This window comes from Intrasporangium sp., from assembly GCF_032907665.1.
GTDB lineage: Bacteria > Actinomycetota > Actinomycetes > Actinomycetales > Dermatophilaceae > Intrasporangium.
In genome coordinates this window covers 1-22,368 of the sequence record NZ_JAJJPG010000038.1, presented here as the reverse complement: position 1 = coordinate 22,368, position 22,368 = coordinate 1, and the positions used below count along the sequence as shown (strand labels likewise).

The 22,368-nt window shown below is 70.6% G+C and carries 22 protein-coding genes and 1 pseudogene; 12 read left to right on the top strand and 11 right to left on the bottom strand.

Annotated features, from left to right (window positions below; translation table 11 throughout):
- The first annotated feature begins 259 nt into the window (after positions 1 to 259).
- Positions 260 to 1,105 (top strand): M23 family metallopeptidase, encoded by an 846-nt coding sequence (locus tag LOY02_RS08055; RefSeq protein ID WP_317181826.1) that lies wholly within the window; start codon positions 260 to 262, stop codon positions 1,103 to 1,105.
- Between the two features lie 125 nt (positions 1,106 to 1,230).
- On the opposite strand, the gene pcrA is transcribed toward LOY02_RS08055, so the two are convergent.
- Positions 1,231 to 3,774: a DNA helicase PcrA gene (pcrA, locus tag LOY02_RS08050; RefSeq protein ID WP_317181825.1), complete on the bottom strand. Its 2,544-nt coding sequence runs from the start codon at positions 3,772 to 3,774 to the stop codon at positions 1,231 to 1,233.
- Between the two features lie 117 nt (positions 3,775 to 3,891).
- On the opposite strand from pcrA, the gene LOY02_RS08045 reads away from it, so the two are divergent.
- From LOY02_RS08045 to LOY02_RS08010, 8 genes are all read left to right on the top strand, one after another.
- Positions 3,892 to 4,395, top strand: a complete 504-nt coding sequence (locus tag LOY02_RS08045) for a GNAT family N-acetyltransferase (protein ID WP_317181824.1) — start codon at positions 3,892 to 3,894, stop codon at positions 4,393 to 4,395.
- 134 nt (positions 4,396 to 4,529) lie between these two features.
- Positions 4,530 to 6,059 carry a WS/DGAT domain-containing protein gene (locus tag LOY02_RS08040; protein WP_317181823.1) on the top strand — a complete coding sequence of 510 codons (1,530 nt, stop codon included), beginning with the start codon at positions 4,530 to 4,532 and terminating at the stop codon, positions 6,057 to 6,059.
- Complete coding sequence (locus LOY02_RS08035) at positions 6,049 to 6,489, top strand: SRPBCC family protein (RefSeq protein ID WP_317181822.1); 441 nt, start codon at positions 6,049 to 6,051, stop codon at positions 6,487 to 6,489. The genes LOY02_RS08040 and LOY02_RS08035 overlap by 11 nt, the downstream gene beginning before the upstream one ends.
- Before the next feature lie 44 nt (positions 6,490 to 6,533).
- Positions 6,534 to 7,529 (top strand): quinone oxidoreductase, encoded by a 996-nt coding sequence (locus LOY02_RS08030; protein WP_317181821.1) that lies wholly within the window; start codon positions 6,534 to 6,536, stop codon positions 7,527 to 7,529.
- Complete coding sequence (locus tag LOY02_RS08025; protein WP_317181820.1) at positions 7,526 to 9,109, top strand: amidohydrolase; 1,584 nt, start codon at positions 7,526 to 7,528, stop codon at positions 9,107 to 9,109. Before LOY02_RS08030 ends, LOY02_RS08025 begins: the two co-directional genes overlap by 4 nt.
- A gap of 77 nt (positions 9,110 to 9,186) precedes the next feature.
- Positions 9,187 to 9,696: a SigE family RNA polymerase sigma factor gene (locus tag LOY02_RS08020; RefSeq protein ID WP_317181819.1), complete on the top strand. Its 510-nt coding sequence runs from the start codon at positions 9,187 to 9,189 to the stop codon at positions 9,694 to 9,696.
- Positions 9,693 to 11,015 carry a hypothetical protein gene (locus LOY02_RS08015; RefSeq protein WP_317181818.1) on the top strand — a complete coding sequence of 441 codons (1,323 nt, stop codon included), beginning with the start codon at positions 9,693 to 9,695 and terminating at the stop codon, positions 11,013 to 11,015. The genes LOY02_RS08020 and LOY02_RS08015 overlap by 4 nt, the downstream gene beginning before the upstream one ends.
- A gap of 60 nt (positions 11,016 to 11,075) precedes the next feature.
- Positions 11,076 to 11,618, top strand: a complete 543-nt coding sequence (locus tag LOY02_RS08010) for a carboxymuconolactone decarboxylase family protein (protein ID WP_317181817.1) — start codon at positions 11,076 to 11,078, stop codon at positions 11,616 to 11,618.
- Between the two features lie 21 nt (positions 11,619 to 11,639).
- On the opposite strand, the gene LOY02_RS08005 is transcribed toward LOY02_RS08010, so the two are convergent.
- The 9 genes from LOY02_RS08005 to LOY02_RS07965 form a co-directional block, all read right to left on the bottom strand.
- Positions 11,640 to 11,855, bottom strand: a complete 216-nt coding sequence (locus tag LOY02_RS08005; RefSeq protein ID WP_317181816.1) for a hypothetical protein — start codon at positions 11,853 to 11,855, stop codon at positions 11,640 to 11,642.
- A gap of 14 nt (positions 11,856 to 11,869) precedes the next feature.
- Positions 11,870 to 12,223, bottom strand: a complete 354-nt coding sequence (locus tag LOY02_RS08000; protein ID WP_317181815.1) for a hypothetical protein — start codon at positions 12,221 to 12,223, stop codon at positions 11,870 to 11,872.
- A gap of 9 nt (positions 12,224 to 12,232) precedes the next feature.
- Entirely contained in the window at positions 12,233 to 12,931 is a 699-nt protein-coding gene (locus LOY02_RS07995) for an NUDIX hydrolase (protein WP_317181814.1), read from the bottom strand.
- Positions 12,928 to 14,181, bottom strand: a complete 1,254-nt coding sequence (locus LOY02_RS07990) for a glycosyltransferase family 4 protein (RefSeq protein WP_317181813.1) — start codon at positions 14,179 to 14,181, stop codon at positions 12,928 to 12,930. Before LOY02_RS07990 ends, LOY02_RS07995 begins: the two co-directional genes overlap by 4 nt.
- Before the next feature lie 4 nt (positions 14,182 to 14,185).
- Positions 14,186 to 14,659 carry a hypothetical protein gene (locus LOY02_RS07985; protein WP_317181812.1) on the bottom strand — a complete coding sequence of 158 codons (474 nt, stop codon included), beginning with the start codon at positions 14,657 to 14,659 and terminating at the stop codon, positions 14,186 to 14,188.
- Positions 14,660 to 14,711: 52 nt separating this feature from the next.
- Entirely contained in the window at positions 14,712 to 14,945 is a 234-nt protein-coding gene (locus LOY02_RS07980; RefSeq protein WP_317181811.1) for a hypothetical protein, read from the bottom strand.
- Complete coding sequence (locus tag LOY02_RS07975) at positions 14,929 to 16,446, bottom strand: hypothetical protein (RefSeq protein ID WP_317181810.1); 1,518 nt, start codon at positions 16,444 to 16,446, stop codon at positions 14,929 to 14,931. The genes LOY02_RS07980 and LOY02_RS07975 overlap by 17 nt, the downstream gene beginning before the upstream one ends.
- Positions 16,443 to 17,165 carry an ABC transporter ATP-binding protein gene (locus LOY02_RS07970; protein ID WP_317181809.1) on the bottom strand — a complete coding sequence of 241 codons (723 nt, stop codon included), beginning with the start codon at positions 17,163 to 17,165 and terminating at the stop codon, positions 16,443 to 16,445. Before LOY02_RS07970 ends, LOY02_RS07975 begins: the two co-directional genes overlap by 4 nt.
- 119 nt (positions 17,166 to 17,284) lie before the next feature.
- Entirely contained in the window at positions 17,285 to 17,566 is a 282-nt protein-coding gene (locus tag LOY02_RS07965) for a hypothetical protein (protein ID WP_317181808.1), read from the bottom strand.
- Between the two features lie 313 nt (positions 17,567 to 17,879).
- Here LOY02_RS07965 and LOY02_RS07960 point away from each other — a divergent pair, with 313 nt between their 5' ends.
- The 3 genes from LOY02_RS07960 (at position 17,880) to LOY02_RS07950 (ending at position 21,709) form a co-directional block, all read left to right on the top strand.
- Positions 17,880 to 18,722, top strand: coding sequence for a PIG-L deacetylase family protein (locus LOY02_RS07960; RefSeq protein ID WP_317181807.1), 843 nt, complete (start codon positions 17,880 to 17,882; stop codon positions 18,720 to 18,722).
- The gene (locus LOY02_RS07955; RefSeq protein WP_317181806.1) at positions 18,719 to 19,846 is read left to right on the top strand and encodes a lysylphosphatidylglycerol synthase transmembrane domain-containing protein; all 1,128 of its coding nucleotides are present in this window, start codon (positions 18,719 to 18,721) and stop codon (positions 19,844 to 19,846) included. Before LOY02_RS07960 ends, LOY02_RS07955 begins: the two co-directional genes overlap by 4 nt.
- A gap of 198 nt (positions 19,847 to 20,044) precedes the next feature.
- Positions 20,045 to 21,709 carry a long-chain-fatty-acid--CoA ligase gene (locus LOY02_RS07950; RefSeq protein WP_317181835.1) on the top strand — a complete coding sequence of 555 codons (1,665 nt, stop codon included), beginning with the start codon at positions 20,045 to 20,047 and terminating at the stop codon, positions 21,707 to 21,709.
- Between the two features lie 48 nt (positions 21,710 to 21,757).
- Here the strand turns inward: LOY02_RS07950 and LOY02_RS07945 are convergent.
- A pseudogene (locus tag LOY02_RS07945) lies at positions 21,758 to 22,368 on the bottom strand (asparagine synthetase B); the annotation flags it as partial.

Here is a 22,368-nt window from a genome sequence, read left to right as displayed (position 1 = left end):
GCGTCGGGCCGCTGTTGCGCCGGTGGATCCGCAGCGACAGACCACCCTTCACCGCTGATTTCGTAGCCCAGTTCACGAATCGGGAGAAATTCGGTCGCGCTCATCCTTTCCTCCGGGCCGTTCATCCCCTAGTGTCATGCCTGGTCGTGATCCCTCCTCCACGACGCGAACCTAAGGAGAATCGTGGTCGATTTCCCGATAACGAATCGGTCACGTTACCCTCGGGTCTCGCCATCGGACTGAGATAGGTAAGCGCTGCGTGTCCAACAACCACTATGTGGGCCGTCATCGGCCTGCGGCCAAGCCCGCCCGGGGTCGCCAGATCATCGTCCCCGTGGCCCTGCTCTCCTCCACCGTCGCCGCTGGGCTCATCGTCCGTGACGCCGGTGCGAGCCCACTGAGCGCCGAGGCCGCCAGCATGAAGAACGTGTCCAACTCCGTTGCGGGCCTCGGCCTGGTAGCCGACACGGATGCCATCGCCGCCGCGACCGGAGACCGTGGCAACCTGCGCGCCTCCCGTGACGGGGTCCGCGCCGAGGCCGCGCTCGGACTGGCCGCCAGCTCGGCGGCCGAGGCCGGTGCCGAGGCCGCCAAGGAGGCGCTGGAGCGCATCGCGGCCGAGAAGGCCGCGGCAAAGAAGGCCGCCGCGGCGAAGGCCGCGGCCGAGAAGAAGAAGAAGGAGGCGGAGCGCAAGCGCCGCCTCGCTCTTGCCCAGCGCTGGATCGCTCCCTTCCACGGCTACACGCTCACGTCCGGATACGGCTGGCGTTGGGGCCGGATGCACCCGGCCCAGGACCTTGCCGCGCCGAGCGGGACCCCCGTCTACTCGATGTCGACCGGCACGGTCGTCTTCTCGGGCTGGTCCAACGAGGGCTATGGCTACCTGGTCAAGATCCGCTACTGGGATGGCACCGTCTCCTGGTTCGCCCACAACAGCCGTTTGCTCGTCAGCATCGGCGAGAAGGTCTCTCCCGGCCAGAGGGTGGCCTACAGCGGCAACACCGGCAACTCCACCGGCCCGCACCTGCACCTCGAGATCCACCCGGGCGGGGGCGCTGCCGTGGCGCCCCGCAGCTGGCTCGCGGCCCGCGGCGTCTACCTCTGAGCCGCCCATCCTGCGCGCACGGTTTCCTCGGCCGGACCGGCGTGAGAGCGTCACACCTGCGCTTGAGCAGATGAGCGGCGTGATGCAGTCAGCGGCTCCCCTCAAGCCTCGCCTCAAGCCACGCCTCAGAGCTTGACGACGGGGGCATACCGGAGCAGCAGCCGCTTGACCCCGAAGTCCCCGCCGAAGTCGACATGGGCCAAGGACTTGTCACCCTCCCCCTCGACGCGCACCACCGTGCCCAACCCGAAGGCGTCGTGGGTCACCCGGTCGCCCGGCTTGAGCGCGACGATGGGGCGACTACCCGGGCTGCGCACCCCGGGGCGGGCGGCCAGTGTCGCGACGGCGGGCTGGCTCGAGCCCCGGGCTCCCGAGAACGAGGGCCCGAGGCGCTGCCAGTCGAGCAGGTCGCCCGGGATCTCGTCGAGGAAGCGTGACGGCGGGCCGTACTGCGGTGCTCCCCAGGCGGACCGCACCGCTGCCCGAGTGAGGTACAGCCGCTCCCGGGCGCGAGTGATGCCGACATACGCGAGCCGTCGCTCCTCCTCGAGCTCCTTGGGGTCGCCGAGCGAACGGAGGTGGGGAAACGTCCCGTCCTCCATCCCGGTGAGGAAGACGACGGGGAACTCGAGGCCCTTGGCGGTGTGGAGGGTCATCAGCGTGACGACCCCCTGGGACTCGGCCCCGGGCTCGTCCGGCACCTCATCGGCGTCGGCGACGAGCGACACCTGCTCGAGGAACTCCTCGAGCGCGCCGGCAGGTCCGACGTCCTCGGGCTCGTCGCCCCCTGCCGCGCCCCCGCCTCCACCGACCTCGGCCTCCAGGGCGCGCCGCTCGTCGAACTCCTGAGCCACGGCGACGAGCTCGGCGAGGTTCTCGACGCGCGTCTCGTCCTGGGGATCGTGACTCGCCCGGAGCTCGGCGAGGTAGCCGCTCTGCTCGAGGACCGCCTCGAGCAGCACCGCGATCCCGCTGCCGCTGTCGTACACGGTCCGCAGCTCCTCGAGGAGCGCGGTGAACCCCTTGACCGCAGCGACCGACCGCGTTGCGATGCCCGGGGCGTCCTCGACCCGCCCGAGCGCCGCCACGAAGGGGATGCGCTCCCGCTCGGCGAGCGCCGCGACACACGCCTCGGCCCGGTCACCGATGCCACGCTTGGGGACGTTGAGGATGCGCCGCAGGTTGACGGTGTCGGTGGGGTTGGAGATGACGCGAAGGTAGGCGAGCGCGTCCTTGACCTCGCGACGCTCGTAGAAGCGCGTGCCGCCGACGACCTTGTAGGGCAGCCCGACCCGGACCAGGACCTCCTCGATGGCCCGCGACTGGGCGTTGGTCCGGTAGAAGACCGCGACGTCGCCTGGCCGCACGCCCGTCTCGGCGAGCTCGTCGATCTGCTTGGCGACGAAGGCGGCCTCGTCGTGCTCGTTGTCGGCGACGTAGCCGACGATCATCGGGCCGTCGCCGGAGTCGGTCCACAGGTTCTTGGCCCGCCGGCCCTCGTTGCGGGCGATGACGGAGTTCGCGGCCCGCAGGATCCGTTGGGTCGACCGGTAGTTCTGCTCGAGCAGGATGGTCCGCGCGTCGGCGTAGTCCTTCTCGAACTCGAGGATGTTGCGGATCGTTGCGCCGCGGAACGCGTAGATCGACTGGTCCGAGTCGCCGACGACGCACAGCTCAGCCGGTGTCATGGCCGGGACGTCCGGGCTCTGGCCGGGGACCCCGTCACCGACGAGCTCCCGGATCAGCTGGTACTGGGCCTGGTTGGTGTCCTGGTACTCGTCGACGAGGATGTGCCGGAACCTACGCCGGTAGTACTCGGCGACATCGGGGAAGGCCTGGAGCATGGTGACGGTCATCATGATGATGTCGTCGAAGTCGAGTGCGTTGGCCTGGCGGAGCCGCCGCTGGTACTGCGTGTAGGCCGCCGACAGGGTGCGCTCGTGGTGGTTCCCCTCGGTGACCTGGCCGGCGTAGGTCTCCTCGTCGATGAGCTCGTTCTTGAGGTTGCTCACCTGGGCCGAGAAGCTGCGCGGCGGATAGCGCTTCGGGTCGAGGTCGAGGTCGCGGATGACGAGGCTCATGAGCCGCTGGCTGTCGGCCGCGTCGTAGATCGAGAACGTCGACTTCATCCCGACCTTGGCCGCCTCGCGCCGCAGGATGCGCACGCACGCGGAGTGGAAGGTCATGACCCACATCGACCGCGCGCGCGGACCGACGATGGCCTCGACCCGCTCGCGCATCTCGGCGGCGGCCTTGTTGGTGAAGGTGATGGCGAGGATCTGGCCGGGCTGCGCGCCCCGCTTGCCGAGCAACCAGGCGATCCGGTGGGTGAGCACGCGGGTCTTGCCGGAGCCCGCGCCGGCGACGATGAGCAGCGGCGTCCCCTCGTGAACCACCGCCTCCCGCTGCTGCGGGTTGAGCCCCGCGAGCAGCGTCTCGGGGTCGGCTGAGCCCCACGCGGGTGCCGTATGCCGCTGGGCCGGCTCCCCGCCGACCTGCCCCTCGCGCGCGGCGGCCTCGGCCCACGTCGGGACGCCGTGCGCGGTGACGTGGGGGTCCGTCGTGGCGCGCACGTCCGAGTCCGCTGCGACCTCCGCCGCCGACGACGGTCCGGGTCCGGTCTGCGGTGGCCCGTCGGGCCCGAACAGGTCGTCGAAGAGCGTGCTCATGATGCCCCCAGCCTACGTCGGTCGACCGACACCCCCGGCCACACGACCCACACCCAGGGAGAGTGCGAAGCAGGTGCCGACGCCACGTGCGCACCTGACGTGGGCGAGGATGTGTGCGTGTCGAACCACACCAGACCCGACGTGGTCATCCGCGAGGCCGCGACCGACGACGTCGACGACCTCGTCCGGCTCGTCCGCGAGCTCGCCCGCTACGAGAAGGAACCGCAGTCCGCCGTGGCGACCGCCGAGCACTTCCGGGACGCGCTGTTTCCCCGGGAGGGGAGCCCAGCGGCATACGCCCATGTCGCGGAGCGCGACGGAGCCGTGGTGGCGATGGCTGTGTGGTTCACGACCTTCTCGACGTGGACCGGGCGGCCCGGGCTCTGGCTCGAGGACCTCTTCGTCGAGCCGTCCCAGCGTGGCCTCGGCATCGGCACTGCCCTCCTCGCGCAGCTGGCCCGGATCTGCGCGGAGCGCGACTGGACGCGCCTCGAGTGGGCGGTGCTCGACTGGAACACGCCTGCCGTGGAGTTCTACCGGTCACATGGGGCCCAGCCACAGGACGACTGGACGACCTTCCGGTTGACCGGCGAGGCGCTGCACCGTCTCGGCGGTACCTGAACGGGAGGTGATGGGGGCCACTGGTCCCTGTTCGAGAGCAGGAACCGGCTCCATGCTGTGTACTAGGACCCCCGAGAACATCCGGAGACGCCATGCCAGGACAGACGAGGCGACCGATTCGTCCCGCTGACACCATGTGGCTCAACATGGACCGACCCAACAACCTCATGGTCATCGAGTCGCTCATGTTCCTCGACGGCGTGCCTGACTGGGACGAGGTCACCGACCTCATCCAGCGCCAGGTCGTCGACCAGTTCCCGGTGTTCCACCAGCGGCCCGAGTCCCCGGCCCTGCTCGGGCAGCCCTGGTGGGTCGACGACGAAGGCTTCTCCCTGGACCGGCACGTCGTCCGGGTCACGCTGCCGCCACCGGGAGACGACGCGACCCTCCAGGCCCACATCGAGGCCGAGCTCGACGAGCCCCTGAACCGGGGCCACCCGATGTGGCGGATGCATCTGATCGACGGCTACGGCTCGGGCTCCGCCGTCCTCCTGCGCATCCACCACTCGCTCGCCGACGGGATCGCACTGACGCGGGTCCTCCTGTCCTTGACCGAGGGCGATCCGGCTGAGAGCGCCGACATCGCCGTGGCGACCGAGGCCACGCTGGACACCTCGCTGCCCGGAGCTCTGGACAACCCGGAAGCCGTCGAGACCATCGGCGAGCTCGACGCCCTCGATCCCCTCGACCGCCTCGACCGCCTCGACCGCCCCAGCGCTGGTCACGCCGGCGACATCGGTGACACCGGTGACGCCGACAACCACACCGGCGCGGGCTTCCACCTGCCCACGGTGCCCCTGGTCGGCCCGGGCCTCCGGCTCGCCCGCGACGGTGTCGGCCAGCTGCTCAAGCTCGCGACCCCGCGCGGAGCGCTCGATGCGACCCGACTGGCGATCCGCACGACGCGCGTCGTCGGCGACCTCGTCTTCGCCCACAACCCCGACAACCCCTTCGACGGGCGGCCGGGCGGGGCCAAGCGGGTGGTGTGGACCCAGCCCCTCCCCCTCCTGGGGCCCAAACAGCTCGGCCGTCTCGCCGGCGCGACGCTCAACGACGTGCTCATGAGCGCTGTCGCTGCGGCGCTGCACCGATACCAGCTCGACCGGGGCGAGAATCCCGTCGACCTCGTCACCATGGTCCCGGTCAACGTGCGGCCGCTCGACGAGCCCCTCCCGCGCGAGCTCGGCAACCGCTTCGCCCTCGTCTTCTTCCACTTCCCCAGCGCCCTGAGTGCACCGCTGGCGAGGCTGGCCGAGACGAAGCGCCGGATGGACTGGATCAAGCGCTCCCCCGAGGCGGTGCTCACCTACACCCTCATCAACGCGATCGGGCGGGCCAACCCGAGCGTGGAACGCCTCCTCGTGGACTTCTTCGCCAACAAGGCGATCGGCGTGACGACCAACGTCGCCGGGCCACGGTCCCCACGCACCCTCGCAGGGGTGCCCCTGAGCGGTGTGCTCGGCTGGGTGCCCGGGTCGGGCCGGCAGACCCTCGGCGTGTGCATCTTCACCTACGCCGGCACGGTCCGCGTCGGCTTCATGTGCGACGCGGAGGTCGTGCCGGACCCCGAGCGGCTCCTCGCGGCGTTCGAGGACGAGCTGGACCACATCGTGCACCTCGCCCGTCCCCGCCCGCGCCGGGCAAGGAGCCGTCGTGCCCACTGACCACGCCCGGCGAGACGTCGAGGTCGACGCGGGCCTCGACACGGTCCTGGCCACCATCCGTGACGTCGGCAGCCAACCGGAGTGGATCCCCACGATCACCGAGGCCGAGGTGATCGAGAGCGACCGCACCGGCCTGCCGCGGGAGGCGCGGTTCGCTGCCTCGACCGCCGTCGGAACCGACCGCTACACGCTGGCCTACGAGCACTCCCCCCACGGGATGAGCTGGACCATGGTCGAGGGACGACTCCAGACCGGGCAGGAGGGCATCTACACCCTGGAGGACCTCGACGGCGGCGGGACTCGCGTCACCTACGACCTGACGATCCACCACAGCCTGCCCCTGCCGGGATTCATCCGCTCGCGCATCATCAAGGGTCTCGTCGAGGAGACGCTCACGGGACTGCGCTCTCGGCTCCAGCCCCCTGCCTGACCGGACCCCACCTCACCGGGACCGTCCGGTCGTAGGGTGGCGTCATGACGACTGCGACTGGTGTGTTCGTCCGCGAGCATGGCGAGCGCGATGTTCTCGAGCTCCGTGACTACGACGTGCCGCCGCCCGGCCCGGGCGAGGTGCAGGTGGAGCTGGCCGCCGCGGGCGTGAACTTCATCGACGTCTACCGCCGACAGGGCGTCTACCCGGGGAAGACACCCTTCGTCCTCGGCGAGGAGGGCGCCGGCATCGTCGTCGCCCTCGGGGAAGGCGTCGACTCGTTCGCGGTGGGCGACCGTGTCGGCTGGGCCCAGGCGCCGGGGAGCCAGACCACCCTCGCCAACCAGCCGGCATCCCTCATCGTCTCCGTGCCCGACGGCGTCGACCTTGAGACGGCGGCAGCCGCCATGCTCCAGGGGATGACTGCCCACTACCTCGTCAACAGCACGTATGCCGCTCGGCCCGGTGACGTGGCGCTCGTTCACGCTGCTGCCGGCGGGGTCGGGCAGCTCCTCGTGCAGCTGCTCGTGGCCAAGGGCGCCACCGTCGTCGCGACCGCCGGGTCGGCCGAGAAGCTCGAGGTCGCAAGGCGTCTCGGCGCTGCCCACCTCATCGACTACTCCCAGGTGACGGACCTCGCGGCCGCGGTGCGCGAAGCGGCGGGCCGCGGTGTCGACGTCGCCTATGACGGAGTGGGCCGCGCGACCTTCGACGCCTCGCTCGCCTCTCTCCGGCCGCGCGGCCTCCTGGTCCTCTTCGGTGGGGCGAGCGGTCAGGTGCCTCCCTTCGACCTGCAACGCCTCAACGCCGGCGGCTCGCTCTTCGTGACGCGCCCCAAGCTCGGGGACTACGTCGCCGATCGCGACGAGCTCGTGTGGCGGGCCCGGGAGGTCTTCGGGGCCATCGCGGACGGCAGTCTGAAGATCGAGATCGGCGGCCGGTTCACCTTCGACCAGGTAGCGGAGGCCTATGAGGCGCTGGAGGGACGGCGCACGACCGGCAAGCTGATCCTCGTGCCGTCGGACCGGGACGCAACGTGACGCGAACGCTCTTCCGGCACGAGCGGATCTGGACCGGGACGACGGGGGCGCCGTGGACGAACGCGCTGCTCGTCGAGCAGGGCCGGGTCGTGGCGGTCGGGTCGGAGGCACTCGACCACGGCGGGGCCGACATCGTCGACCTGCCCGGAGCCCTGGTCCTGCCGGGCCTCCACGACGCCCACATCCACACCGAGTGGGTGGCGCGTGACCTCGCCGAGGTCGACCTGCGCGAGGCCCGCTCGCTCGAGGAGGCCCTTGGGCTGATCCGGGATCATGTCGCGTCCACCCCCGCCGGCCGACCGCTCAGCTCGGGTCGGTGGAACAGCAACCGGTGGGACGTCCCCGCCCAACCGGGCCGGCAGGCCCTGGACTCGGTGACCGGCGACCGCGTCGCCGTCCTCGACTCGGTCGACGGGCACACGGTGTGGGCGAACTCCCTGGCCCTGGAACGGGCTGGGATCACGCGCGACACACCGGACCCTGTCGGCGGCGAGATCGTCCGGGACGCCGATGGCGAGCCGACGGGCATCCTGCGCGAGTCAGCCCAACGCCTGCTCGACCCCCTCATCGAGGGCCCGGACGCCGAGCCCCTGCGTCCCCTGCTCGAGCGCTGCCAGGACTGGCTGCTCTCCGTGGGGCTGACGAGCATCACGGACATCGACGGCGAGGACGCGCGGGCCGCCTACCTCGCGATGCACGAGGACGGCGGACTGCGGCTCCGCGTCACCACGTGCGTGCGCGACCCGGACCTCGAGCTCGCCATCTCCGAGGGTCGCCGCTCCGGCCAGGGCGATGACCTCTTCCGCGTAGGACCGGTGAAGTTCTTCAGCGACGGCGCGCTCGGTTCGCACACCGCCCACATGACCGAGCCCTATGTCGGCGGCGCCCCGGGACACGAGTCGTGCGGGATGGCTGTGACGCCCTATCCCGTTCTCCTGGAACGGATCCGGATGTCCTTGGACGGTGGTCTCGATGTCGCCACCCACGCGATCGGCGACGAGGCCAACCGGCTCGTCCTCGACGCCTTCGGTGTCATGCGCACCGAGGGCCACCGGGGGATCCTCCGGATCGAGCACGCCCAGCACGTGCGGACCGTCGACATCCCCCGGTTCCGCACCCTCGATGTGATCGCGTCGATGCAGCCGAGCCACTGCACCGCGGACCACGAGCTCGCTGACGAGATCATCGGCCCGCGTCGGCTCGCGTCCTACGCCTGGCGGTCGTTCCTCGACGCTGGGGTCCGGCTCGCCTTCGGCTCCGACGCGCCGGTCGAGGACCCGAACCCGTTCTTCGGGCTGCACGCCGCCGTCACGCGCCGTCGGGCGGATGGCCATCCCCTCGGCGGCTGGCGCCCCGAGGAGCGGATCACGCTCGACGAGGCAGTCCGGGCGCACACCGTGGGCGCCCACGAGGCCGTCGGGCGGACCGACGTCGGCAGGCTGGAGCCGGGCCAGCTCGCCGACTTCGTCAGCATCGACCGGGACATCTGGGCGCTCGAGGACTCGGACCCCATGGCCATCCGGGACACGGCGGTCGTACAGACCTGGGTGGGCGCCGAGCTCGCCTTCGAGCGGGACTGAGCCCAGCGGCATACGTCCGTCTCCTGCGCCAACCCCGCGCGGGGGTTCGTGCGTTCATCCTGTGAGAAGGAGGATGCATGCGGCCGATGGACCCGGACTTCGCGACGTACGTTCGCGCGAGGCAGCACGCCCTGCTGCGGGCGGCCTATCTCGTCTGCGGCGACGTCCACCGGGCCGAGGACCTGCTCCAGCAGGCGTTCGAGAAGCTCGCCCTGCACTGGGACACGGTCCGCCACGGGCACCCCGATGCGTTCGTGCGGCGGATCCTCTATCGCGACGCCGTCTCGGCGTGGCGCCGGACGCGACGCGAGCAGCTGACGGTCGCGCTGCCAGAGGTGTCGTATGCCGCTGACGACGTCCACGTCGAAGCGCGCGTCGAGCTGGAGCGGGCTCTGGCACGGCTCACCCCGAAACAGCGGGCCGTGCTCGTGCTCCGCTTCTTCGAGGACCGCAGCGAGGCGGACACGGCGGAGGTGCTCGGGGTGTCGGTCGGCACGGTCAAGAGCCAGACGCACACGGCGCTCCAGCGCGTGCGCGAGCTCGTGCCCCACCTCGGACCCACGCTGACGGGAAGGGAGACGTCATGACGAAGCACGAGCTGGGGACGCTGCTCGAGGACCTCAGCACCGGAATTCGCGAGATCGACCTCGCGGAACGCGCATGGCACGGCGCGGCGGTGAGACGGGCACGCGCGCGCCGCCGCGTCATCGGCGGGGTCGCTGCGGCAGCGGCCGTCGCCCTCGCCGGGTATGCCTGGCTCGGCCCGGCCGCGGACTCCGACGTCACGCCGTCCGGTCCGATGCGGACCAGCCGGACGAGTGGGCCCAGCCAGCAGTCGACGCCAGCCTGGAGGGCCGCATCCGACGGCACCCCCTACGTCGTGGCCCCGGCCCTCGGCACTGAGCACTCGCTCCCGTGGACGGACCTCGGCCTGCCCCAGGAGATCAGGTCCGACGAGTCGCGCACGAGGCTGGCAGACGTCCCGGCCGCCGAGCGCGCAACCGCGCGGGCCGTCTACCTCACGCCGGCGGACGGCCGCAGTCCTGAGGACGCAGCGACCTTCCGTCCTGTCGTCGTGCTGGCGGACGGCGTCCAGGCGGAGGTCGAGGCGGTCACTCTCGAACGGGTCAGCGACGCCGAGGGCAACGCGCATCCGCCCCTCGATGCCCGCGCCGTCGACGAGGGTTCGCGGCTCGTCTTCGCCCAGCCGGGCGCCGTGGTCGTCGTGGACCTGCCCACTGCCTCGGTCACGCGCGTCCCGGTCCCGGACCCCCACCTCGAATGGGCCGGCTGGCCCGCCGACGATGGCACGCACGTCGTGGCGAGGTCTGCCGACGCCGTCTGGCTGGTCGACCCGGCCACCGGGACCGTCGCCCGTCCCACCGCGGGTGAGGGCGAGGCCATGGCCGGACGGTATGCCTTCGAGGCGGGACGGTCCGGCGCCACCCTCGACTCGGTCCACGACGGCGTGCGCAGTCGAGCCGCTCTGCCCTGGCCGATGGTGGAGCCGTGGGGCGACACGATGGGCACTGCTCGCGCGGACGCACAGGTCGCCTGGGTCGCGTCCGCCACCTTCCTGGGCGACACCGGCGCCCGGAAGCTCGAGGCCACGGCGCCATACCAGGGGCTGGTCGCCCTGCGCACCGAGGCGATGCCGATCACGGAGCCACCAGAGATGCGTCTCGTCGTCCTCGGCGAGGACCCGCCGCGCAGCAAGGGCTGCTGCCGCGTCGTCGGCTGGTCCCCCTCCGGTCGCCACGTCCTCTACCTCACCCACACGCCGACGGGGTCCCACGTCCTCGCCTGGGACGTGGAGAGCGGCACGTTCAGTCGGGTCACCCGGATCACGGGGCGAGACCGCCTGCCGGGACTGCTGGCGCTGGGAGCCGGCTTCCATCGGTACTGAGCTTCAGCGGCATACGGCGTGGGTCGTGTGTGTGTCTCGCGCCCGCGGTACCGTCACGGCATGGGAGAGGGCCACCGCTACGTCTACACCGACAAGCAGATGCCGTCGATCCACGGCGCCATGGCCGCCGTGTCCAAGGAGATCCGGGCCCGGGCGGACGAGCACGGCATCGACCACATCGTGCTCGAGCTGGTGAACCTGCGAGCCTCACAGCTCAACGGGTGCGCCTTCTGCCTCCACCTCCACACGCACCTCGCCCTGCGGGACGGCGAGTCGCCCCAGCGGATCGCCGTGCTGCCCGCTTGGCGCGAGTCCGGCCTGTTCACCCGGGTCGAGCAGGCTGCGCTGAAGATCGCCGAGGCCGTCACCCTCGTCGCCGACCGCCACCTCAGCGACGACGAGTACGACCTGCTCCGTGAGGACCTCACCGACGACCAGCTCGCCCTGCTCGTCTACGCCGCGACCATGATCAACGCCTTCAACCGCATCTCGATCCTCAGCCATCACCCGGTGACCTACCGGGAGCAGTTCGGCGCACCACCCGGGGGTGGAAAGGCCGGGGAGAAGGCCGCAGGCAAGGACGGGGGGACGGACGAGGCGTAGTCGACCCCGGTGCGGGCGCCCTCAGTCGTTGCCCGGCACGACGCTGAGGAGCAAGGTCGCGAAGAGTGTCAGGGCGCCGACGACGACCAGGAAGACGCCGATGATCCCGACGCCACCGGCTCCGTCGGCGGTCGAGTCGCGGCGTCGCCGGCGCCCGAGAACGACGAGCACCACGCCGGCCACGACCCACGCCAGCCCGATGAGGAGCCCAGCGAGGACGCCGGCATTCCAACGCACCTAGCCCGACCGCCTCACCACAGAGCGGCGACGAGGGCGGCGAGCAGCCCGGCACCACCGGCCGCGTCGAGCTGGGTGCGCGCCGACTCGCCCCGGCGCGTGCGTGCGTTGCCGATCTCGGCCATCGCGACGACGACGAGCGAGAGGATGATCTTGACGGTGATCTTGGCGTAGTTGAGCGACTCCCCCTCCTCCTTCATCGCCTCGGCCAGGCCCACGATCGCGATGCCGAGGAGGAGCTGCGCGCGCGCCGCCCACACGATGGCGGCCGGGAAGCGGTCAGCGCCGCGCGCCACCACCCACCCGCCGACGATGACGGCCATGCCGAGCAGGTGCAGGGCGACGACGAGGTCGTAGAGGAAGTCCATGGCGGCATCCTATTGACGGTCGATCAGGAGCTCGGGCAGGTGGTGCCACGCGCTGCTGAGAGGCACGTCCCGAAGCCGGTCGACGGGCACCCACCGGGCGTCCGCCGTCGTCCCTCCGACGTCGTGGATGACGATGTCGCGCGGCTCGGGGCACGTCGCGCGGTAGACGATGCGGATCGCGTGGAAGTTCTCGACGACGCCGTTCGGGGCGCGGCCCACCCAGTGCGAGGACTGCACCTCGACGAGGTGGCCGAGCGCGATGCGCTGGCCGGTCTCCTCCCACACCTCGCGGTGCACGCCATCGACCGGCGACTCGCCCTCGTCGAGACCACCTCCGGGCAGACCCCAGTCGCCGGCGACGTGCGTCTGCTCGTTGAACTGGGTGAGGAGCAGGCCGTGCCTGCTCGTCACGATCGCGTAGGCCGCCGCGCGCTGGAACGGGTCGCCCACCTCGCCGGGCGCGACGTCGGGGTCCCGGGGCACCACAGACTGCTCAGGCCGTATGCCGCTGAGCGGGCTCACGACATAGGTGAGCTCGAGCGCCCCATCCATCGCGTACTCCGCCGTCGTGGCCGACTCGACGAGCCACCCGTGCGTGGCGAGGAGAGCCTCCGGGTGCTGGCCGTGGGCGAGCCTGCCGGCCTCGACGTGGGAGCCGTCGACTGCCTGGCCGAGGACGCGGATGCCGCCCGGGACGTTCGTCCTCATCGCCGACCGGCCACAGCCGCCAAGGACATGGCGCGCTCGTACTCGGCCACGGCGAGGGCCGCGACACGGGGCCAGTCCTGCTCCGGCGGGTGCTCGACGTTCCACCGGCGCATGCGCGCGACCCGGGCGCGATCGACGGCCAGACCGGCGAGCGCGCCCGCCATCGTCGCGTCGTCGGGGACGACGAGCCCCCCGACGTCGTGGGTGACGAACTCACCGATCCCCGAGCCGGAGCGACCGACGACGGGCAGGCCGGTCGTCCGCGCCTCCAGGGCAGCGATGCCGAACGACTCGAGCGCCGACGGTGAGACGTAGACGTCGGCGACGGCATATCTCTGTCGCAGCTCGTCGCGGGAGACCCGGCCGGGGAGCGAGACCCAGCCGATGCCCTCGCGGGCGAGGTAGGCCTCGACCTTCCTCCGGTCCGGGCCCTCCCCGAGGATGGTCAAGGTGAACGAGCCCCGACCGGCGAGGAGCTCGGCTCGTGCGACGAGCTCGACGAGGGCGCGAGGACGCTTGCGGGCGGCGAGGCGCATTGCCGTGACCAGCTGCAGGGGTGGCCGGGGCGAGCCAGGGACGGGGACATCGGGGCCACTCGAGTGGGGGCTGGGGACATCGGGGCCACTCGAGTGGGGGCTGGGGACATCGGGGCCACTCGAGTGGGGGCTGGGGACATGTCGAGTGGCCTCGTCCTCGACAGGGCGCCACCGGTCCACGTCGATCCCGTTGGGCAGCACGGAGACGGAGGCCGAAGGCCCGACGAGCTCCCGGAGCGGCGCGGCCGCCACGCCCGACACCGCCGACATCGCGACACCCCGGGCGGCCCACCGCCGCACGAAGCCGACTGCGTCGAATCCCGGCGCGACCTGGCCGAGCATGCAGTGCCACGTCATCGCCGTGGGGAGGCCGAGGCCGAGAGTGACCCGGGTGCTGTCCCATGCGAAGGGCGAGACCACGCCGGTCTGGACATGGGCGACGTCGAACGCACCCCCGGTGAGGCGACGACGCAGCTCGCGGGGGGCGAGCGGGTTGACGGGGAGCTCCCACGGGAGCCGCACGGCCAGGCGGTGGACCGGGATGCCGTCGACGACGGTGATCTCGCCATGCCGCTCGCCCTGCGGCCCGGGGGTCGCCGTGAACACCTCGACCTGGTGCCCGAGCCCGACGAGGTGTCGGGCCAGGTCGTGCGACTGCACCTCGATGCCTCCGAGCCTGGGCAGGTAACAGTCCGTCAGCAGCGCCACCTTCACGGGGTCACTCTGTCATGCGCCGACCCGGCATGCGGGCGCCGGCTCGCACGCTCGCGAGGAGCATCCGACCGTCACCGAAGAGAGGGAGGACGAAGACGGCGTGTGCGGCATACCACCACGCGAGGCCGGAGCCCGGCGCTGCTACCCACCACACCGGGGCTGCGAGCAGGCAGGCGCCCGGGCCGGCCACCGCCACGAGTCCCACCTGGCGTGCCGAGAGGGTGCCGACCGGCGCGACGGAGAAGCGCCAGGCCGTGCGCTCGAGCGTGATGTGGGTGATTCCGGGAATGCGCCGAAGCAGGACCACATGGGCGGACTCGTGCAGGGCGAAGGAACCGACGAGACCCACGAGGACGGTCCTGCCGAAGCCTGCCGCCACATCGACGAGGCTGGGGTCGCCGGACACGGCGAGCCACACCGCGGCCGCGCCGACGAGCACGACGACGAGTGCGAGCAGCGGCCAGACCTGCGCGGCCACGCCGCAGACGACGTGGCGCAGCCGCAGGTCGGCGGCGGGCCAGGTCCGCCGGCTAGCTATGGCTCCGCTCCCGGATCAGCTCGGCCCGGTACTGCTTGAGACCGTGGAAGGCCACCTGGGCCACGGTGACGAGGAGGAACAGGACCGCGAAGATGACGAGGAGGGCAACCGGGTTGTCGACCCCCATCGACGAGCCGATGACTCCCTCGCGCACCTCGCGGGTCTCGAAGAAGACCGACCCGAAGAGCCCCTCCTTGCGGATGTTGTCCTCATCCGTCGAGAACATGAGATAGAGCAGAGCTCCCGCTGCGACCACGAGGGTCAGCAACGCCGCCCCGACCGCGCTGTTGACGAGGAGAAGCGCCTTTTTCATTTCGTCTCCTTGAATCGAAGGCTCGTATTCCTTGAACGCTGTACCAGACAATGAGCACACCGGTTCCGGCGGCAATTGCGATAACCACGAGCTGCGGGAGCTGGAGAATTCCCAACGCAATTCCTACGAGTCCGAGAACCGCAGCTGTGACGGCGAGCCCGATGAACACCGAGAAGGGATTGTCGCTTTCGGCGGGGAAGGCGATTCCGATGCAGATCGCGATCAGGACCCCGGCAACGCACCCGGCCAGCGCGACCCCCGAGCCCACGAGCTGGTCCGGACGCACGGCGGCGACGACGGCGACGGACGGAACGGCAAGCGCCAGGAGCAGGACCAGCTGCGCCCTGAGGAGCCTGCCGTAGGTCCGCCAGGGCGACGCCCCGTCGGCCACGAGCACGCGCAACGGCTCGGTCGCGGCGAACTGGTAGAGACCGCTCATCGACAGCACGGCGAGCGCCCAGAGCGGGTTGGTCACGGGTTCCAGGCAGAGTCCGACGAAGACTGCGACCGAGACGGCGATCGCCAGCCAGGTCTGCGCGCTGCGCAGCAGGCATCGATCGTAGGGGCCGAGTCGCCGGGCCAGCGGCCAGTCGAAGGGCAGCTTGAGGTAACGGGAGTGGCGAACGTGCTGGTTGGGCGTGGCCCACAGCGCCAGCGCCACGAGGGCCGCTGCGGCGACGAGGAACACTGCGACCATGGCGGCCGGTCCGTACCTCCCGGAGATCCAGGCGAGCGCGGCGACCCACACGAACTCCGTCCGGTCCGACAGGTAGGCCTCGGTCGCCTGGGACGAGAGTGGTCCCAGCCTCGAGGCATAGACCATGAGCAGCGCGAACATGGCGAGGATGAGGACGACGTGCTCGATGCGCCTGAGGCCCACCAGGGAGAGGAGGCGTCCCAGCAGCAGGTAGGCGGCGCTCAGCACGAGGTAGGTGAGGATCATCGGGAACACGATGGCTTCGAGCAGCCTGAGGAGGGCCGCCGGCCCGAGCAGCACCACGGCCGCCGCCGTCAGCGAGGTGAACCCGACGGTGGAGACCATCCCCGCCATGGTGGCCTCGTACAGGAGCAGTGCCGCCGCGCGTTCGCGGTTCGTCAGGGGCAGGTGGAAGCTCAGCTCGAGCATGCCCTCTGCGTTGAGGAAGAGGACCTTGACGAGCAGGAAGGCGATCTGGACCCAGAGCACCACGGAGACGGTCGACATCTCGAAGAGCAGGCCCCACACCTTCGCGTCGGACGTCATCGGCTCGAGGAAGAAGTAGGCGGCGATGGCCCCCGTGACGAGGATCGTGCCCACCGTGGCAACCGCAAGCACCTTGACCGCGGTGGAGCGCAGCACGCCCATCCGGGAGACACGGCGGACGAAGAAGCGCAGCAGCATCTGCGCGAGGACGAGGGAGCTGCGCAGTCTCATGGGCGGTGGGACTCCGCGTCGAGGTGGCCGAAGACCATCGCCGCGAGAGAGCCGTGCTGCGCGACGAGCGACGACGTCGTGGCGTCGGCGACGAGGACGCCGTGGTCGAGGAAGAGGATCCGGTCAGCGAGCCGTTCGAGCAGCGCGAAGTCGTGGGTGCACAGGACGACCGAACGGCCCTCGTCCCGGAGCCGTCCCAGCTCCTTCTCGGTGAGGTGGAGCGCCTCGATGTCGATCCCGTTGAGCGTCTCGTCGATGATCGTCAGCGGCCGACGCATCAGCAGTGCAGAGACGAGCTGCGTCTTCTTGCGCATGCCGTGGGAGTAGTCCTCGATGAGGTCGTCGTAGCGGCCTGACATCGAGAACGTCTCGAAGAGCTGGTCAGCCGTGCCGTCGTCCACGTCGACCCCGTAGAGCCGGCCGAGCATCTCGACGTACTCCCGGCCCGTGAGGAACTGGGGCAGGTAGTCGTTGCTCGCGAGGTACATGGCCTGCGACTTCGCCGCCGGCGACGCATGCTCATGCCCCCCGACGATGATCGACCCCGCCTGCAGGCTGAGCAGGTCGAAGACCGTCTTGATGAGGGTGGACTTTCCGGACCCGTTCGGCCCGAGCAGGCCCACGACCTGCCCGGCGTCGACGGTGAAGCCGACCTCCTCGAGGACGGTGACGAACCCGTCGTAGGAGTACGTGACGCCCTGGGCTTCAAGCACTGGCATCGGCAGTGTCCTTTCTCGGCGCTCTGTTCGGGGCGACGTGTGGCCGGTCCAGGCCGCTTCCGGCCGGGAGCCGGCCACACGTCGTCGAGCTCAGCGGGTCGGCATCAGCCGGTCACCCGCTACACACACTCGAAGTAGACGCTGAGTCCGAAGTTGCGGAAGGACCAGCGACCCGTGAACCTCTTGCCCTTGTAGACCACGCACCAGATCGCCATCCCGATGAGGAGGGTGGCGCCGAGGGCGAGGATGACCGCGACGAAGACGAGGTACCACGCGTCGTAGCGGACGAGGGCGTTGTCGAACTTCGTGCGGGCCGCCCCGAAGGCGCGCATGGACAGCTCGTATGCGCGCTCCGAGGCCGAGTCGGAGACGGTGGTCAGGGACATGCTGGGAACAGACATGTGTTGCACTTCCTTTCCATGAACTGAGTTTTCCCCTGAGTCGTTCAGAATTGAACGAAAACGTCGCGCTCTGGATAGAAAGGGCCCCTGCGACGGGAACAAACCAACCAGTCCCGCAGAATGGGTGTCAACCGCCGAAGGGAGAACTTGGTGATCCCTTTACCAGCGATTTACTCATACGCCAGGTAGGTTTCTGGAGCCTCGCCATCGCCGGCTGCACCGCACTCGTCCGGAGGGGCGGTGCGGGCCGCGCGAGGACACCTGCGACAAAGGTTGACGGGGAACGGCGCGCCATGCGCAAAGATGGCTGACGATGTCCCACACACTCCTTGCCTTCCACGCCCATCCCGACGACGAGGCGCTGCTCACGTCGGGCACCATGGCGCGCGCCGCCGCGGAGGGCCACCGCGTCGTGCTCGTCGTCGCCACGGACGGCGAGCTCGGACAGGCAGCCGCGGACTACGCCGCGGATGGACTCGCCGCCCGTCGGCGGGCGGAGCTGGAGGCGAGCGCACGAGCCCTCGGGGTCGCCCGGGTGGAGCACCTCGGCTATGCCGACAGCGGGCTCGGCCCCGACGTGCTGCCGGACCCGCCGGGTCGCATCCGCTTCGTGCGGGCCGACACCGACGAGGCCGCCAGGCGCCTCGCCACGATCCTGGACGAGGAGCACGTGGACGTCCTCCTCGGCTACGACGCCAATGGCGGCTACGGCCACCCGGACCACAAGAAGGTCCACCTCGTGGCCCGCCGTGCCGCCGAGCTCGCCGGCACGCCACGGTTGCTCGAGGCGACCGTCCCCCGTGACGCGATCACCCGAGCCATCGACCTCGTCGGGAAGGTCTACCGCTTCCCGCCGGAGTTCGACCGGCACAGCTTCGATCGCGCCTTCTCGGCCCGCCGCGAGATCACGCACCGGATCAACGTCCGCCGCCACATCGCGGCCAAGCGCGCGTCCATGCGCGCTCACGCCTCACAGGCGAGTGCCGACGGTGGGGCTGACCGCACGCTCGCCGCCTTCCTGCGCATCCCTCGGCCGATCTACGACCTCGTCTTCGGTCGGGAGTGGTACGTCGATGCCACCCCGGCGGTCCGGGGCGTGGCGGGCCAGGCCCCGACCGGCGTCATGCGGCGCGACGTGTTCGCGGGTGTGCCATGAGTCCCGCTCGGAAGCCACGCCGCACGTCATTGTGGTGGCGGGCAGCCCAGTTCGTCATCGGGATCGGCCTGGCCGTCTTCCTCCTCTGGTGGGGACTCCCACGCGTCGCCCACACGACGTGGACGGACGTGTGGGCGACACTGTCCGGGCTGCAGTTCGGCACGGTCGTCGGCTTGACCGTGCTCATGATCTCCGGCCTGTGGCTCGTCACGTTCCTCTACACCGGGTCGCTTCGGGGGCTCACGCACGGCCAGGCGATGATCGTCAACGCGTGTGGCTCGTCGATCGGCAACCTCCTGCCCGGTGGTGGCGCGGCCGGTGTCGTCGTGACCTACAAGCAGCTGCGGTCGTGGGGTTTCCTCCGGCGCGACATCTCGACGATGGTCATCGTCACCGGAGTGTGGAACGTGCTGGCGCGCGTCGTCCTGCCGGTCGTCGGCATCATTGCGATCCTCGTCGGGATCGGACAGCTCAACCCGGTCGTCGCGCAGGCAGCCATCATGGGTGCGCTCATCGGTCTCGCCGTCATCGTCGCCTTCTGGGGGATCCTCGCCTCCGAGGACTTCGCCCACAGGCTCGGCCGCCTGGCGACGCGGGTGTGGCGCCGGCTGCGCGGCAGGAGGGCTGCCGGAACCGACCTCGAGAAGACCATCGTCGGGATGCGCCACGACATCATCGAGATCGTCCGCTATGGCTGGCTCGAGATGACCTATGGCCTCGTCGGCTTCTTCGGCGTCTACTACATCCTCTTCTGGTTCTGCCTCAACTCGATGGGCGTGCAGATGCCCTTCGCCTACATGTTCGGCGCCTACACCGTCGGGCGGCTGCTCACCGCGGTCGGCATCACGCCCGGCGGTCTCGGGGTCACCGAGGCGGGCACGGCCGCGGTGCTCGTCGGTTGGGGGGCCGACCCGGCACAGGCCACCGCCGGGGTCGTCCTCTTCTCGCTCTTCACCCACTTCTTCGAGGTTCCCCTCGGCGTGCTCGGTTGGGTGCTGTGGTCGCTGAGCCCGAAGAAGATCCCCGCGGACGTGGCCTACGAGAACGGCGCCTCCGAGGACCTCCCCGTCGGCGCCGGACGTCTCGACGAGCGTCAGCGCGGTCCCCGGCCCGAGCAGCTCTAGTGCGTGGATCCGACTGAGCCACAGACACCCCATGCCGTATGCCGCTGAGCCGGCTCAGCGGCATACCGAGGCTCGTCGTCCTCCCGACGTGAGCCGCGTCGCTCCCACGATCGCGATGGCTCGACGACTGCGGTTTGGGCATACGGTGGAAGCAGCCGACAGTGGTCGGGATCGAAGGAGCGCGCCGTGGCCGACGGAATGGAACGCATCTGGCTGAGCAGCTACGCCGAGGGGGTCCCGGCCGACATCGAGCCGATCACCTCGTCGCTGACCGAGCTGCTCGAGGGCTCCGTGGCGGGGTTCGCGGACCACACCGCCCTGGAGTTCTTCGAGGCCGAGACGAGCTATGCGGAGCTGGGTGACCAGGTGGCCCGTGCGGCGGAGGGGCTGCGCCGCCTCGGGGTCGCCAAGGGGGACCGGGTCGCCCTCGTCCTGCCCAACTGCCCTCAGCACGTCGTTGCCTTCTACGCAGTCCTGCGCCTCGGCGCGGTGGTGGTCGAGCACAACCCGCTCTACACCGAGACGGAGATGGCGACGCAGTTCGCTGACCACGAGGCCACGGTGGCCATCGTCTGGGACAAGGTCGCTCCGATGGTGAGCGGCCTTCCGGGCGTCACGCGCGTCATCGCTGTCAACCTCATCCATGCCATGCCGCTCGCGAAGCGACTGGCCCTGACTCTGCCGATCCCGAAGGTGCGCGCCCTGCGTGCCGCCCTGACCGGACCGGCCCCGGGCAGCATCCCGTGGGGTCAGCTGCTCCGGCAGGGGAAGATCGACCCGGCGCATCCCAAGCCGACGGTGGACGACCTCGCCGTGATCCAGTACACGAGTGGCACGACCGGCGTGCCCAAGGGTGCGATGCTCACCCACCGCAACCTCGCCGCGAACGCCGCGCAGGGTCGGGCGTGGGTTCCCGGGATGGCGCCCGGGGGCGAGACGATCTACGCGATCCTGCCGATGTTCCACGCCTACGGCCTCACCCTCTGCGTCACCTTCGCGATGAGCGCCGGCGCCCGGCTCGTGCTCTTCCCCCGGTTCGACGTCGACCTCGTCCTCACCGCCGCTCGGAAGCACCCGCCGACGTTCCTGCCGGCGGTGCCCCCGATCTACGCGCAGCTCGCCACGGCGGCGCGGGAGCGGGGTGTCGACCTGTCCGCGGCCCGCTGGGCCATCTCGGGCGCCATGGCCCTGCCGCCCGAGACCCTCGAGCTCTGGGAGTCCGTGACCGGCGGCCTCCTCGTGGAGGGGTACGGCCTCACCGAGACCTCCCCCGTCGCCCTCGGCAACCCCATCGGCCCGTCGCGCCGCACCGGCGCTGTCGGGGTCCCGTTCCCCAGCACCGAGATCCGGGTCGTCGACCCGGACAACCCGCACGCTGACCGGCCTCCCGGCGAGCGCGGTGAGCTGCTCATCCGCGGACCCCAGGTCTTCACCGGCTACTGGCGCAAGCCAGCGGAGACGGCTGAGAGCCTCCTCGACGGAGGGTGGGTGCGCACGGGCGACATCGTGGAGGTCGACGGTGACGGTTTTGTGTCGGTGGTCGACCGGATCAAGGAGATCATCATCACCGGGGGATTCAACGTCATGCCCTCCGAGGTCGAGACCGCCCTCAAGCACTTCCCGGGCGTGACGGACGCTGCTGTCGTCGGCATGCCGAGGGACGACGGCAGCGAGGTGGTCGTCGCGGCAGTCACCGTCGAGGACCGCGACGCCTTCGACCCCGAGGCGGCGCGCAACCACTGCCGCGAGCACCTCGCCGCCTACAAGATCCCCCGGCGCGTCGAGGTCGTCGACGACCTGCCGAAGACGATCATCGGCAAGGTCCTCCGGCGCCAGGTGCGCGACCAGCTGCTCGCGCGCTGACCCTCGGGTCAGCCGCGCCGGCCGGACCGCGGTGGGGCGCGTTCGGCCTCAGTCCTGCTCGAAGACGAGCGCCATGGGCGTCTGCTCGGAACCCTGCCCGAGCGGGTTGTCGGCGAACATCTCCTCGTAGCGCTCCTTGGGCCCCGGCGCATCCATGCCGAGGACGTTGCGGCCGATGTCGTTGGCGTCCATGACGACCGTGCCCCCGAAGGTGTCACGGTAGGCCTCGGGGACCCGAGCCCGGATCGCCGCGCTGAGGCGCGCGGCCACGCTGTCCGGGTCCTTCGGGGCGAGCTTCGCCGAGACGTTGGCCGGGTAGACGGAGTACTCCGTGGGCCCGTCGATGGCCCGGATGTCGCCACCGACGAGCTCGTAGAAGAGCCCGCGCTTGCCGATGAGCTTGCCCACCGCGCCGCCGGCCGCGGCATAGAGGACTCGGGGCAGGCCGGCCTCCTCGATCGCGAGCTGCATCGTGAAAGGAGACCCGAGGCCGATCCCCGCCGGGGTCCGGGTGACGTACCGCGACAGGACCCGGGCCGGCCGGCTGACCTTGATGTCCCAGATGAAGTACGAGCGGCCCTGAGTGATCGCGACGATCTTCTCGGAGATGAAGAAGTACCACTTGCCCTTCGTGGCGACCTCGTGGTCGGCGCCCGCCT